The following is a 13,469-nucleotide window of genomic DNA, read 5'->3' as shown; positions in this document are numbered from 1 at the left end:
CGCGAGGGCAACTGATGACCGCGCGGCGGACGCATTCGGTTCTGCTCGCCGTCGTGTTCGCACTGCTGGCGTGTGGCGGCACCAGAACCGAGGGGGCTTCCCGCTACCAGCCAGGGCTCCGGTTCCGCACGATCGTGACCCCTCACTTTTGCATCTACTATCACCAGGGCGGGCAGGCCCTGGCCCGCCAGGTGGCCGCGATCGCCGAGTCGGTGCACGCGACGCTTCCCGCTCGCGTGCGATTGCAGGCGCCCCGCGTCACCCACGTCGTGCTCTCCGACCAGGACGACGAGAGCAGCGGCTCGGCGACGCCGGTGCCCTACAACACGATTACGCTGGACGCCGCGTGGCCTGGCTCCTCCGACCTGCTGGGCAACACGAGCGACTGGCTGCGTCTCGTGTTCACTCACGAGTACATGCACATCCTGCAGTTCGACCAATCGGTCGGCTGGGCGTCGGTCCTCCGTCGCATCGTCGGCCGGGCGCCAATCGTCTTTCCAAACCTGTTCCTGCCGCAGTGGCAGTTCGAGGGCCTCGCAACCTTCGAGGAGAGCCGAACGACCGGACAGGGACGCCTGTATTCAGGTGATGTGGCGGCCGTAGTCCGGAGCCGAATGCGCGACACCGGTCCCGAGCCGATCGACCGCGTGAGTGGCGGCGCGGTGGAGTGGCCCGGCGGCCTCGGCCCCTACCTGGTTGGCGCGTACTTCTATCAGTACCTCGCCGACCGATTCGGTGAAGCCAAGCTCGGTGAGCTGAGCCGGCGCACCGCCGGGCGGCTGCCCTACCTCGCGAGCCGGGCGTTCCGTCAGACGTTCGGGGAGAGCCTTGGTGCGCTGTGGCGCGACTTCGGAACCGGGCAGCACGCCGGGACGCCCGTCTCGACACCACCATCCACGCCGCCGTCAGCGATCCCCCGCCGACTGACCTCGCACGGGTACTTCGTCACCGCGCCTCGCTTCGCGGCCGGTGGACGCGCACTGCTCTACTCCACGCGGGATGCCGATCGCTTCCCGGCGATCATGACTCTCGCAATGGATCGCCCAGGCACGCCGCGTCGCATCGCGACCCGCGCGGGCGGGACACACATCGGCGTGAGCGGGGATCTCGTCTTCTTCGATCAATTCGAGCTCGAGGATGGCGTCGCGCTCCGAAGCGACCTCTATGTGACGTCTCTTCGTACGGGCGGCACGCGACGCCTGACGCACGGCGCGCGTCTCGTGGAACCCGACGTCTCCCCGGATGGCCGAGCGCTGGCATGCGTGCGGATGGCGGGAGGCCGACGCCACCTCGCGCTCTTCAGGGTGGTCCGGGCAACCGACGGCCGCGTATCGCTCGACCAGACGGCCGCAACGCCTCCCGGCTGGTCGATCGCGATGTCCGACGTCGCCAACTTCGGCTCTCCGCGTTGGTCGCCAGACGGCGAATGGATTGCGGCGGAACGTCGAGTGGACGGCGGTCCCTCCGAGATCGTTGTCATCCGGCCCGACGACGGAGCGATGGCGGTGCTGGCCTCGACCCGCTCGGGCCGCAGCATGACGCCCACGTGGCTCCCGGACGGCCAGGCGGTGTTGTTCGCAGCCGACGACATCGACCGCGCGTTCCAGATCTTCGCCGTGGCCACCGCCGGGCACCCATCGGTGCGCCAGGTCACCTCGGTGCCGGGCGGCGCGACGTACCCGGACGTATCGCCCGATGGCCGCCACCTGGTGTTCGTCTCGGCGCTCGGCGAGGGCTACGACGCCTTCGAGATGCCCCTGGATCCCAGCACGTGGACGACATCGTCCGGAGGTCGCGGCTGGCCGGTCGGTCCCACGACGACGGCCACGCTCCGTGAGGAGCCGACGACAGAACGGCCCTACTCCCCGGTTCCCACGCTGTTGCCACGTGCCTGGCTTCCAGGAGCCGACGCCGCGAACGGCTTGTTCCGTCTTGGCGTGCGGACGGATGGGGTTGACGTTCTTGGCCGTCATCTCATTACCGCCAGCGTCCTGTGGCGTCTCAGCGGCGGCGGTGATGCGATCACCGGTCCGCATACCGCGCGACCAGACTGGAACGCCTCGTACGTCTACGGCCGCTGGCAGCCGTCGATGTTCGTCGCCGCGTCCGACCAGACGTCCTACCTGGCCCACGTCGCAAAGGACGGGATACGGTTGCCCGACGCCGAACTGCGAGAACTGAATGTGAAAGCGGGCGTCGCCTGGCCGATCGCCCGCATGCGCCATACCCAGATTTGGCAGAGCGCACTCAACGTCGAACGTGACACGCTCAACATCACGGGCCAGCCGCGGAGCTATCATCGGCACGCGATGCAGTCGGCCTGGACCTTCAGCAGCGCCAAGGCCTACGGGCGGGCGGTCAGCCTCGAAGACGGAGTGGCGCTATCGGCGACGAGCGAGCAGGTTCGCGGCGCATTCGGCGCGGATGGCAATGCCGATGCCTTCACCGCCGAGTTCCGCGGCTACGCGCGTCTGGGACGGGGCCATTCGGTGCTCGCCGCGCGTGCGGGGATCGGCGGGTCCTCCGGAGACGTCGCGGTGCGGAGGCTGTTCTATCTTGGCGGCGCCTCACCCGCGGGCCCGCTCGTCAATTTCGGTTCCGGCGCACTGAGCATGCTTCGCGGGTTCGACGACAAGGTGTTCAGCGGGTCGCGAATCGCCGTCGGCAATGTCGAGTGGCGCCAACCACTGTGGCGCGTCGACCGCGGGTGGGGGACGTTTCCACTCCTCCTGCGGTCCGTTCACGGCGCGGCCTTTGCCGATGTCGGCCACGCATGGGACGACCGGTTCTCGCTCGATGACGCCAAGGTCGCAGTCGGTGCGGAGTTCGCGTGCGACGTCGTGGCTGGCTTCAGCGTTCCGCTCACGCTGGCCGGCGGCGTCGCGTGGACGCGCGATGGCACGACCGGTCGGCGTGGCAGTTCGGCGTACTTCCGCCTCGGACGCTCGTTCTGACGCGGGTCTCGGCTACAATTGGCTTCGTTCCGGATCCAAGAGGGACGCGATGGACTACCTTGTTGACTACGACCACCCTGCCCCCCTGACCTTCGGCGGTTTCGAGCACTCACAGAGCTTCGAGGACTGCGCCTCGGTCGTACTGCCCATCCCGTTCGAACGCACCACGAGCTACGTCACCGGCACGCGCAACGCACCTCGCGAGATTCTGCTGGCATCCGGCCAGGTCGAATTGTGGGATCAGGAGACGGCCAGTGAGGCCTACAGCCGCGGAATCTACACGCTGCCCGAGATGGACCTCTCGCACCACGACATGGGCGGCGCGCTCGACGAGATCAAACGCGTCGTCGCCTCGGTGATGGCGCACGGGAAGTTCCTGGTCATCCTGGGCGGCGAGCATTCCCTCAGCGTGCCTGTCGTGGAGGCGATTGCAGCCCGCACACCGGGCCTCTCCGTGCTGCAGATCGACGCGCACGCCGACATGCGCGAGTCCTACCAGGGCAGCCGCTTCAGCCACGCCTGCGCCATGCGACGCATCGTCGAGCACGTGCCCTGCACGCAGGTCGCCATTCGAAGCCTGTGCCGGGAGGAATCCCAGGCGATTCCCGGCCTGCGGACCCACGTGTTCTGGGACCACGACATGCGGCGGGACCCGGACTGGATTGAGCGGGTCGTATCCACTCTGACCGACCAGGTCTACGTGACGATAGACTGCGACGGCCTCGACCCGGCGATCATGCCTGCCGTCGGAACGCCAGAACCTGGCGGCCTGTCGTGGCACGAGACGACGGCGCTGCTGAAGGCGGTCATGAGCAAACGCCTCGTCGTGGGATGCGACGTCGTGGAACTGTGCCCCCTGCCGGGGATGGTGGCGCCGAACTTCCTGTGCGCGAAACTCATCTACAAGATGCTGAGCTATCGCTTCGCTATCCCTTGATCGCGTCCATCTCCCGCTTCGCGTCGGCCGCATAGGGCGATTGCGGGAACTCGTCCGCGATTCGCTTGAACGTCTGCTTCGCGTCGACGGGCTTCCCGGCGGCCCCGTACGCCCGGCCCAACTGCATCAGGATGCCGTCAACCGGCAGCTTGCCGTCCTTGCGCGCGGACATCTCCTTGTAAGTGGCGATGGCCTTGTCCCACTGACCCGCCGCCACCTGGACGTCCGCGATGCCCAGCCTCGCCATCTCACCGTAGAGCGACGATCCGGCGCGGTCGATCACTTCCTGGTAACGCTGCAGCGCATCGCTCTGACGGCCGAGCAGGGTCAGCAGTGCTGCCGCGTGATAGCGTGCCGTGATGCCGGCGTCGGCCGAGGGATACTGAGTCGCGACCGCCATGAACTTGGCCAGGGCCGCCTCGTTCCGGGCCTTCTCGTTCGGGAAGCTTCCGGCCGGTGCGGGCGGAGGCGGTGTCGTGGCACCCGGCGCCAGTGCCGGCGCTACCTGGGCTCGCTCGACGGCCATGGCATCTGCGAGGCCCACACGCGCCTGGCTGTCGGCCTCTGATCGCCACGCGAGGACACCTATCACCGCGGCGACGACGACGACAACCGCCACGACGCCGGCAATGATCGGCTTGCGGTAGATCTCGAACGTTTCGCGGAGACGCGTCACGGTCGATGCAAGCTCATTTTCCTTCAAACGATGACGTTCTGTTCTCTTCATGAACTGGGACCAGATGCCGCTCGATGCGGCGGTTGCACGTCCTGCCGACTGCCGTCAGGACCGGATGGGGGAAAACCTTGGAATTATACCCGACCCGGTGAACCGTCCGCGCTAGAAACGTAGCCGCATGCCGAACGACGGGAGAAGTGGGATTGCGGCGCCTCGCTCCTCGACGAGTCTCGGCCGGTCGGACGTCGCATCGTAGTCGAGGTTGTTCCTGATGTCGCCCGCGTTCTTCCGATTGAGCACGTTGATGACGTCCAGGTAGAGTTCCCATCGGCCGGAGCCGCCGCCTGGTCGATACGTCGCGCGGAGATCGACTCGCGCGAAGAACGGCAGGCGTGCGGTGTTCAGGTTGTCCACACCGCCGCCGTCGATCGTGTAGACCAGCGCTCCCGTCTCGTCGCGCGCCGGCACCAGTCTGCCCCGCGCGTCTTCAGCCGCCGCCACGCGGAGACCGACCGCGGGTGTGCGCGGAAAACCGGACGCCACTCTCGCCGTCACGGCGATGTCGAATCGCGGGCCGAATCGATAGCTGCCCACGAGACTCACGGCGTGCCGCCGGTCGTACTCGAACGGGTACGACCGGCCGTACGCGGTCCGATTGGCGATCCCGAAGGTGTAGGAGGCCCAGCCCGTCAACCCTCGCTGGCCGACGAGCCCCGACCGCGAGACGAACACGTCGAAGCCGTACGCGTTGCCTGACCCGTCATTTGTCGGGTAGCTGGTGATGATCGGATCGCGCGGAATGCTCCCCTGCAGGCTCGCCGGGAAGTCGTACTGAGCCACCCGGGCAACCCGCTCCGCCTCGGTCTCGAGGCGGCCGACGATCATGTCACTGAACTGCTTGTAGTACCCTTCCACCCTCACGAGCAGGGCCGCCGACAGATCGCGCTCGTACGACAGCACGGCGTGCGCCGACCGCTCGTTCGCCAGATTGACGCCGCCCCCGGGCGTGATATCCACGAAATAGTCGGATTGGAGGAGCTTCTCCCAGCCCGGACTCTGCGTGTAGAGACCGCCCGAAGCCCGAAGGCGCGACGCGCGATCGAGCTTCAGCGTTGCAGACAATCGCGGCGATATCGCGGTCTTCCTGTTGAACGTGCTGTAGTCGACACGCAAGCCGGGCTCGGCCGTGAATCGCTTCGAGATGGGCACGCGGTCCTGCACCCAGACGCCCGTCCGTGTGGCAGGCTTCCACGAGTCCAGGAAGTCCGGCAGGCCCGCCCCGCCCTGCACGCTCGACCCGTTGCCCATGACGAGCGAGCGGTCGAACGACGCGGCCCACTGCACTCCCGTCATCAGGCGGTGCACGTCGAAACCCGTCTCCACGACATGTCCGCGCGGGAGGATGAGACCGAACTCCTGGCGGGCGGAGAAGTCCTTGACCGTGACATCACGGCTGAGCGTCAGCGAGGACAGGGGCGTCGCCTGTTCGTTCACCGAGTTCGAACGGCGATTCTCGGGCCGGAAGCTGCCGTCGAAGTTGAGTCGGTCCACGTTCTGATACCAACTCGCCGTCGTCGTCGAGGTGCCGCGATTCCCCACTTGCAGTTCGTACCGGGCCGACACGACGTCGTTCCGGGCCTTTGCGAGGATGGAGCCGCGCTCGCCCGGAGCGTTCCCGTCGAAGGAGGCATCCGTATCCTCTCGACTCACCAGCGTGAAGAAGGACAGCCGGCTTCCCTCCTTCGGCTCCCACACGGCCTTGCCCTGCACGTCGCTGAACGACGGCAGCTTCTGACCGACAATGCGGTCGGCGACGAGGTCGTAGTAGGTGCGGCGGACGGTGGCGAGCCAGGATCCGTTCGCGCCGCCGGGGAGCTTGCCTTCCGCCACGATGTTCCCGTCCGTCACGCTGAGCGCCGCCGACCCCTTGAATGCCTTGCTCGTGTCTCCTGGTCGATTCTCGACGATGAGCAACGAGGACAGCCGGTCGCCATAGGCCGCTCCGAAACCTCCGGCCGTCAACTCGAAGCGACGGACCGTCTCGGGATTGAACGCGCTCGTCAGACCGAACAGGCGGTAGGGATTGTGGATCTCGACACCGTCCATGATGGTCAGGTTCTGATCCGGCGATCCACCACGCACCGACAGCCTGCTGCCGAATTCCTCCGTCGCGGCAACGCCGGGCAGCGTCTGCAACACGTGGAAGATGTTGTCGGCGGTTCCGGCGGCGGCCAGGACCTGCCTGGTTTCGACCGGGATGGCGGTGGGCCGCTCGGGCGCAGCCCGCGGCGCCGTAACCTCGACGTTCTCCTCGTACGCCTTCCGGTGAACCAGCAGGATCTCCAGCGTCCGGGTTTCGCCGTCACCCAGACGCACCTTCTCCTCGAAATCGAGGTAGGCCGCCGCACTGACGCGGACGCCCCACTCTCCGGCTGCGATTGTCAGCTCAAATCGCCCCTCGGCATCGGCAGTCAGTTGCCGCTCTCCGACCGACAGCGTCGCACCGGCCACGGCCCTTTGCGAGATGGCGTCAATCACACGCCCTCTGAGGTGGGCGTCCGCGCCAGATGCTCCCGCCAAGCCGGGCGCGCAGACCAAGAGGACCAGGGCGACGACCGGCGAGCCTCTGAGGACCATGGCTACAACTATACCCGGAGCTCAGCAGCCTTGACGACGCCCGTCGGGCATTGTGGGCGGAAGGCCTTCACCGCGTCATCGGTTGACTCGTCTCCCGGCGTCAAGGCCTCTTCGGCTCGATCCAGCTTCGGATCACCGACTCCAGCGTCTTGGGATCGTTCAGCACGCCGGCCAACGATCAGATGATGCGGCCGTCACGGGTGATTCCCATCCCTTCATCGCGGCGAGCAGACGCATCGAGGCCGCCGAGGTTGGCGTCACGTGGGAGGGTCCACGTGAATCCACCACTCGGAGTCACCACCGTGGCGACGGACCCGTCGTCCCGTCGCACGGCCCGACATCGCGCCGCGATCACCGTTCCCTCGAGATCTCCCCAGCCCGGATCGTACAGACGCTGGGGATGGTCTCCATGCCTGTCGCGATCGACCTGGATCACGCCGACCCGGCCGTTGAAGACGAACAGCTTGTCGTCGTCCGGAATGCCACCGTCCTCGCCGACGAGAAACTGCTCGGCGTACACGGTCGGGGTGACAGCGCCGTAGGCCCACTCACCGTGGACGTTTGCATGGTTCTGCTTCAGCCACGTGCGCGCAAGCGCACGTAGGCCCGTATGCCCAGCTTGTCGGCGAACAGCGTGAGATAGGTTCGGCGATCGTAGAGGATCTTGCAGATCACCTTCTCGTTGAAGGTGCGGGGATTTCGCAGATCGGGCCAGCGCTCGGTTGAGCGGCGGTGTACGCAGGACAACCACCGGCGTGCCCGAGGCCCTACAGAGAGGCGCGCCGAGCGAGCCCTTGCTGAGACGGCGAACCAGCGGCTGCTCGCATGAGCCCGAATCGGTTGACGGACGAACCTGTCATCGAGCGGATCGAACTCACCAGGGCCGGCGCCCTCCTCTCACGCCGGAATGAGCCGAGCCTGTCGGTTCCGGCGCAACGCAGCGTGAGTCAGGCCGGCCGGACTCGCGACTTGAGGATACGAAGAATCCGAGCCAGCGGTCTCCAGTGCGACACCGTCACAAGCAGGCGGGAGGATCGGAACCAGCGTGTTCCGATCCGCAGTAACAACTGGCGGTTCGACATCCTGCCTTTGAACACGTAGTAGTCGAACCAATTCGAACAACGCTGGATCGTCGCCCTGGAAAAGCCGGGGAGATCGAGTTGAGCGCGCTGCCGGCCGAGCGGGTCATAGCGCACCGTGCGGAGGTACCCGCGTTCCTCGCAGACCACGTGCAGCTCCGTGCCAGGATACGGCTCGAAGATGCTCGTCATGTGTTCGTCCGGAGCGAGGATCCGGTTCATCCTGACCGTCTCGAGAAAGTCCTCGTAGGTCTCTCCTGGGATTCCGATCAGATTGTACAGAGTGAAGCGAAGGCCGTACCGCCGAGCCGCAGCCACAGTCCTCACCATGTCGTCGTTCGAGTAGTGACGATGCAGAACCTCCGTGCGGAGACGCTCGGACCCTGACTCGAGCCCGATGTTCAGAAACCTGACGTTGGCAGTCTGCATCGCGGCAAACAAGGCGTCTGGTTGCAGACCTGGAATCACCCGCAGATTGCAGCCAAAGCGGAGCGGAGACGTCCGTTCGGCGTTGAACGCCTCCAGCCGTTCGAACAGGGCGAGGGCCCATTCCTGGTTCAGGCCGATCGTCTCAACTTCGAGATAGATATCGTGCACGCCCGGATGAAGCTGCGAGGCCGTCCGAACGTCGGCGACGATGGCGTCCGGGGACCGGACTCGCACATAGGGTCCGGAGGCCAGTCTGCTCAGTGCGTGGTTTGAGCAGTAGGTGCATCGGAACGGACAGCCCCGACTCAGCAGAACACTCACCGTGGGCATTCCCGCCTTGACGTAGAGCGACAGCATTTCCGGATCGACCCACTTCTGCCACACGTCGTAGTCAGCCGGCGGTAGGGAGTCGAGGTCTTCCAGAAACGGCCGGGGTGGGTTTCTCTCAGTCTCCGTTCCGTTGCGAAACCAGAAATTGGCGATGCTCGTTGGCCGTTGGCCGCGGCTCAGCTGTTCCGTCAATTCCAGAAGGGGGTGTTCACCCTCCCCGACGCACGCGGCATCGAAACCGGCATCGAGCGTGGTCTCCGGGTTCAGAGAGACGTGCGGGCCCCCAGCCACCAGGTACAGTCCCGGATGATGCCGCCGGAGTGATCGCGCCAGGTGGACCGAGGCCTGAAAGGTCGGCGCCATCGCCGAGAAACCGACGACGTCCGGCCTGAATCGCGCGATCGTCAGATTCAGCAGGCGACGGCCGGCCGCCATGTGGTTGTGGCCTGCCACGAATGCTTCTGTCTCGTGGCCATGAGCCTTCAGCAGCCCGGCCATCAGCGAGATTCCGGCGTTCCCCTGCATGAAATTGAGGAGTGGTCTCTCGGCGCCGTAGCTTTCCGGAACAGGCAGGACGAAGAGCACTCGGGCCATCGACCCCTCCGAGACGACAGGAATCCCGAGCGGGAAATCCTGGGGACACCATTGCGCGGGCTGACCCGGCGCCAGCCATCGGACCCCTCGGGCGCCCCGCGTACGGAAGAGCCGTCCCGCCCAGGCACAGCCTGATTATCGCTGTTTCGGCCGACGGAACAAGGACGAAGTCCCCATGCTCCGACACGCGGCAGGAGGCTCGATGCAGTCCCGTTCCCCGCGACTCGACGGCTCTTCCAGCGGGTCCGTCCTGCCGGCCACGGCGCTGAATGGCCGCCGGTCGTGCGTCCCGCTTTCCGTCACCTGGAGCGCCCGCAGCGCGCAGCCGTGCGCACGTCCGGATCGTGCTGGGGGCTGGGACTGCCATCGATCACGTCCTGCGCCATCGTCCCCTGAGACGGTCGTCCTCTCACCAGCTGCGGCTGGCGGCGGTGCGGGAGTTGCCCGCGCAGGGGCAGGCGAGGGACGAGAGCATGTCGTCGTCAGCGGCTTCACCGTGAGAAACGCCCAGGCGCAGGGGATCCTGGTCACCAACGCGTCCGATGTGACGATCTCGAACAACCACGGGACCCAGAACGACCGGAGCCTCGACCCGGTGGCATTGACCTGCCCGCCGCTGCCGACCTAGGCAGCGGCATCTCGACGAACCCCCTGGTTGATGCGGCCGTTCCGAGCGGTCGAGCTCGCGAGAGAAGGTGGCGCTTTCCGCGTCGAACGGTTCGGAGGAGTGCGTGTTCGCGATCGGCGCGGGCGTGACGGCGAGAGGCTGCGGGGCGGGGCGCATCCCTGAGGCCCCAGACACGAACGGCCTGGCGATGATTGCCAGGCCGTCTCGCTATCTCGTGATGTGTGTTGGTCGTAGATGGTGCGCCCGGCGCGACTCGAACGCGCGACCTCCGGTTTAGGAAACCGATGCTCTATCCTGCTGAGCTACGGGCGCCTAGCTGCCAATTATGGCACGTGCGAGCGAAAACCACTCCGGGAGTGATTTCCCCGCACTTCTAGTACTTCAGCACCGAATAGATCTGCTCGCCTTCGAGGAGCGCGCGGCCGTTCAGTCCCACCAGTTCGATCAGGAAAGCCAGGCCGTGCAACTCGCCGCCCAACCGCTTGACCAGGCGCGCCGCGGCCCTGGCGGTCCCGCCAGTGGCCAGCACGTCGTCCACCACGAGCACTCGCTGCCCCGACTCGACCGCGTCCTGGTGGATCTCGATCGCATCGCTGCCGTACTCGAGTTGGAAGGACTCCTTGATCGTTGGCGCGGGCAGCTTGCCCGGCTTGCGAATCGGACAGAAGCCAACCCCGAGGCGGTCGGCCACGGCCGCGCCCAGGATGAACCCACGGCTCTCGATGCCCACGACGAGGGCGATGCCCTTCCCCTTGTATGGGTCCGTGAGGCAGTCGAGTGCGGTCTTGAATCCAACCGGATCACGCAGCAGCGTCGTGATGTCGTAGAACAAGATTCCCGGTTTCGGGAAATCGGGAATGGATCGGATGCGCGATTTGAGTGTGTCCATCGGTGAGAGTCCCGGTCAATGGCGCGCCGAGAAGGTCGGAAATCGGCCGGTCGGCGCCAGAATGTCCGTTGTCACGTCGTCCACGCGCGACCTCGGCGGCCCGTTGCGAACGGCCCGCTCGAAGCGCTCGAATGCCTCGGCTTCACCTTCCGCCACGATCTCAACACGACCGTCGGGCAGGTTCCTGACCCATCCGGTCACGCCCTCCGCGGTCGCCCGCTCGATGACAAACCAGCGGAATCCGACACCCTGGACGCGACCAAAGACGGTGAGCCGACGCGCGATAATCATCCTAGCCTTATGTCAGAGCGCGAACGGCGGATTATACCCAACCGCGACACGGGCTGTCAGCCCTTTCGTCCACTCCCGGAACCCGCGACCTGGCGAGATTGATTGACCGTGCTTCGCGGTCGGCGATAGCATCATCACACCCCGGACGCGCCGGGTCGTTCGGTGGAGCCCTGTAGCGGTGGCAGAAGACACACTCGTCTCGCAGTTCAAACGGTTCCTGGTCGGCAGGCCAATTCCCACTTCCCGGGCGCACGAGGAACGCTTCTCGCGCGTCACCGGTCTCGCAATCCTGTCGTCGGACTGCCTGTCGTCGGTCGCGTACTCGGTCGAAGAGGTTCTGCGGGTTCTCGTTGTCGGGGGTCTCGCCGCACTCACGTACAGCCCACCCATCGCGATTCTGATCGCCACGCTCCTGATCATCGTCACGTTCTCGTACCGGCAGACGATCTACGCGTATCCCGGGGGCGGCGGCGCCTACATCGTGGCGCACGAGAACCTTGGCGTGTACGCCGGCCTCGTGGCGGCAGCCTCGTTGTTCATCGACTACACGCTGACCGTGGCGGTCAGCATCGCGTCCGGCGTGGCAGCCTTGACGTCCGCCCTTCCGGCGCTCGCGCCACGCCGTCTCGAACTCGCGCTGATCTTCGTCTTCCTCCTCACCCTCGGCAACCTCCGAGGCGTCCGTGAGTCGGGCCGGATATTCGCCGTCCCCACGTATGTGTTTGCGGTCTCGCTCCTCGCCTTGCTGGCAACGGGCCTGTGGCGGGCGATGACCGGCACCCTCCAGCCCGTCGTCCAGATCGCGCCCCTGCACGTCGCCGGCGGCACGCTGACGATATTCGCGCTGCTGACAGCCTTCTCGAACGGCTGCTCCGCGATGACCGGCGTGGAGGCGATTTCGAACGCCGTCCCCGGCTTCCGCCCGCCAGAGACGAAGCATGCGTCGCAGACGCTCATCACGATGGCGCTTCTCGCCGTGACGTTGATCGTCGGGCTGGGCGTGATGACGTCGATGTATCACGTCGTACCGGCGGCGCACGAGACGGTCCTGTCACAGCTCGCGCGTGGCATCTTCTCCGGACGCGGTCTCCTCTACTACATCGTCCAGGGCGCGACGATGCTGATCCTGGTGCTGGCGGCGAACACGGCCTACGCCGGTTTCCCGCGGCTTGCCTCGATCGTGGCACGCGACCGGTTCCTGCCCCGCCAGTTCATGAACCAGGGCGATCGGCTCGCCTTTTCGAACGGCATCCTGGTCCTCACGTTCTTTGCGGCCGTTCTGCTGATCATCTTCCACGCCGACACGCACCGATTGATCCCGCTCTACATGATCGGCGTGTTCCTGTCGTTCACGCTCTCACAGACAGGCATGGTGCTGCGCTGGCGCCGGCTGCGGACCTCCGGGTGGCGCAGCAGCGCGTTCGTCAACGGTCTTGGTGCGATCGTCACAGCGGGCGTCCTGCTCGTCGTGACGATCACGAAGACGCCCGAGGGCGCGTGGATCATCCTGATGCTGATCCCGGCGCTCGTCGTCATCTTCATCGAAACGAGGCATCACTACGACCACGTCGCCAGCCAGCTCACGCTGAGGGGCTGGGAACCGGATCCGAAGCGGAAGAACACCGTACTCATACCGATCGGCGGCCTGCACCGCGCCGTCGTGCAGGCACTGCGTTACGCGCGAACACTGTCAACCGACGTACGGGCGGTCTATGTCAGCACGAACGCAGAGGCCACCGAGACTGTCCGCAGGGACTGGGAATTGTGGGGACAGGGGGTGCCGCTCGTGGTGCTCGACTCCCCCTATCGTTCGTTGATGGAACCGCTGCTCGACTACATCCGCCACATCGATGCCGAGACGCCTGACGACTACGTCACCGTCATCCTGCCGGAGTTCGTGCCCGCCCGCTGGTGGCAACAACTCCTGCACAACCAGAACGCACTCCTCATCAAGGCCGCGCTCCTGTTCAGGCCGAACACCATCGTGACCAGCGTGCCGTTCCACCTTCGCAACTAGCGGAGTCC

At 66.1% G+C, this 13,469-nt stretch carries 10 protein-coding genes and 1 tRNA gene; 4 read left to right on the top strand and 7 right to left on the bottom strand.

Annotated elements, in window-relative coordinates; genetic code table 11:
* Positions 1-14 precede the first annotated feature (14 nt).
* A complete protein-coding gene (locus VGK32_06375; protein ID HEY3381374.1) occupies positions 15-2,954 on the top strand; it encodes a BamA/TamA family outer membrane protein in 2,940 nt (979 codons plus the stop codon).
* A 49-nt stretch (positions 2,955-3,003) separates the two neighbouring features.
* Complete coding sequence (speB, locus tag VGK32_06370; protein ID HEY3381373.1) at positions 3,004-3,891, top strand: agmatinase; 888 nt, start codon at positions 3,004-3,006, stop codon at positions 3,889-3,891.
* On the opposite strand, the gene VGK32_06365 is transcribed toward speB, so the two are convergent.
* The 4 genes from VGK32_06365 to VGK32_06350 form a co-directional block, all read right to left on the bottom strand.
* On the bottom strand, positions 3,881-4,567 hold the full coding sequence (locus VGK32_06365) for a tetratricopeptide repeat protein (GenBank protein HEY3381372.1): 687 nt from the start codon (positions 4,565-4,567) through the stop codon (positions 3,881-3,883). The two genes, speB and VGK32_06365, sit on opposite strands and share 11 nt — an antisense overlap.
* Before the next feature lie 162 nt (positions 4,568-4,729).
* On the bottom strand, positions 4,730-7,105 hold the full coding sequence (locus VGK32_06360; GenBank protein HEY3381371.1) for a TonB-dependent receptor: 2,376 nt from the start codon (positions 7,103-7,105) through the stop codon (positions 4,730-4,732).
* A 277-nt stretch (positions 7,106-7,382) separates the two neighbouring features.
* A complete protein-coding gene (locus tag VGK32_06355) occupies positions 7,383-7,784 on the bottom strand; it encodes an ATP-grasp fold amidoligase family protein (protein HEY3381370.1) in 402 nt (133 codons plus the stop codon).
* 367 nt (positions 7,785-8,151) lie between these two features.
* Positions 8,152-9,636: a radical SAM protein gene (locus tag VGK32_06350; protein ID HEY3381369.1), complete on the bottom strand. Its 1,485-nt coding sequence runs from the start codon at positions 9,634-9,636 to the stop codon at positions 8,152-8,154.
* 496 nt (positions 9,637-10,132) lie between these two features.
* On the opposite strand from VGK32_06350, the gene VGK32_06345 reads away from it, so the two are divergent.
* Positions 10,133-10,264 carry a hypothetical protein gene (locus VGK32_06345; protein ID HEY3381368.1) on the top strand — a complete coding sequence of 44 codons (132 nt, stop codon included), beginning with the start codon at positions 10,133-10,135 and terminating at the stop codon, positions 10,262-10,264.
* A gap of 235 nt (positions 10,265-10,499) precedes the next feature.
* Here the strand turns inward: VGK32_06345 and VGK32_06340 are convergent.
* From VGK32_06340 to VGK32_06330, 3 genes are all read right to left on the bottom strand, one after another.
* Positions 10,500-10,576, bottom strand: a tRNA-Arg gene (locus VGK32_06340).
* A 61-nt stretch (positions 10,577-10,637) separates the two neighbouring features.
* A complete protein-coding gene (locus tag VGK32_06335; GenBank protein HEY3381367.1) occupies positions 10,638-11,153 on the bottom strand; it encodes an adenine phosphoribosyltransferase in 516 nt (171 codons plus the stop codon).
* Between the two features lie 15 nt (positions 11,154-11,168).
* On the bottom strand, positions 11,169-11,444 hold the full coding sequence (locus VGK32_06330; protein ID HEY3381366.1) for an acylphosphatase: 276 nt from the start codon (positions 11,442-11,444) through the stop codon (positions 11,169-11,171).
* A gap of 178 nt (positions 11,445-11,622) precedes the next feature.
* On the opposite strand from VGK32_06330, the gene VGK32_06325 reads away from it, so the two are divergent.
* Complete coding sequence (locus VGK32_06325; GenBank protein HEY3381365.1) at positions 11,623-13,461, top strand: APC family permease; 1,839 nt, start codon at positions 11,623-11,625, stop codon at positions 13,459-13,461.
* Positions 13,462-13,469: the final 8 nt, after the last annotated feature.

The sequence above is a fragment of the Vicinamibacterales bacterium genome (assembly GCA_036504215.1).
GTDB lineage: Bacteria > Acidobacteriota > Vicinamibacteria > Vicinamibacterales > Fen-181 > FEN-299.
This window is presented reverse-complemented; position numbering and strand designations above follow the sequence as displayed.

Excerpts from the sequence above, each read along its gene's own strand:
- VGK32_06375 (HEY3381374.1), top strand. The coding sequence starts at position 15 with ATGACCGCGCGGCGGACGCATTCGGTTCTGCTCGCCGTCGTGTTCGCA.
- VGK32_06330 (HEY3381366.1), bottom strand. The coding sequence starts at position 11,444 with ATGATTATCGCGCGTCGGCTCACCGTCTTTGGTCGCGTCCAGGGTGTC.
- VGK32_06335 (HEY3381367.1), bottom strand. The coding sequence starts at position 11,153 with ATGGACACACTCAAATCGCGCATCCGATCCATTCCCGATTTCCCGAAA.
- speB (HEY3381373.1), top strand. The coding sequence starts at position 3,004 with ATGGACTACCTTGTTGACTACGACCACCCTGCCCCCCTGACCTTCGGC.
- VGK32_06350 (HEY3381369.1), bottom strand. The coding sequence starts at position 9,636 with ATGGCCCGAGTGCTCTTCGTCCTGCCTGTTCCGGAAAGCTACGGCGCC.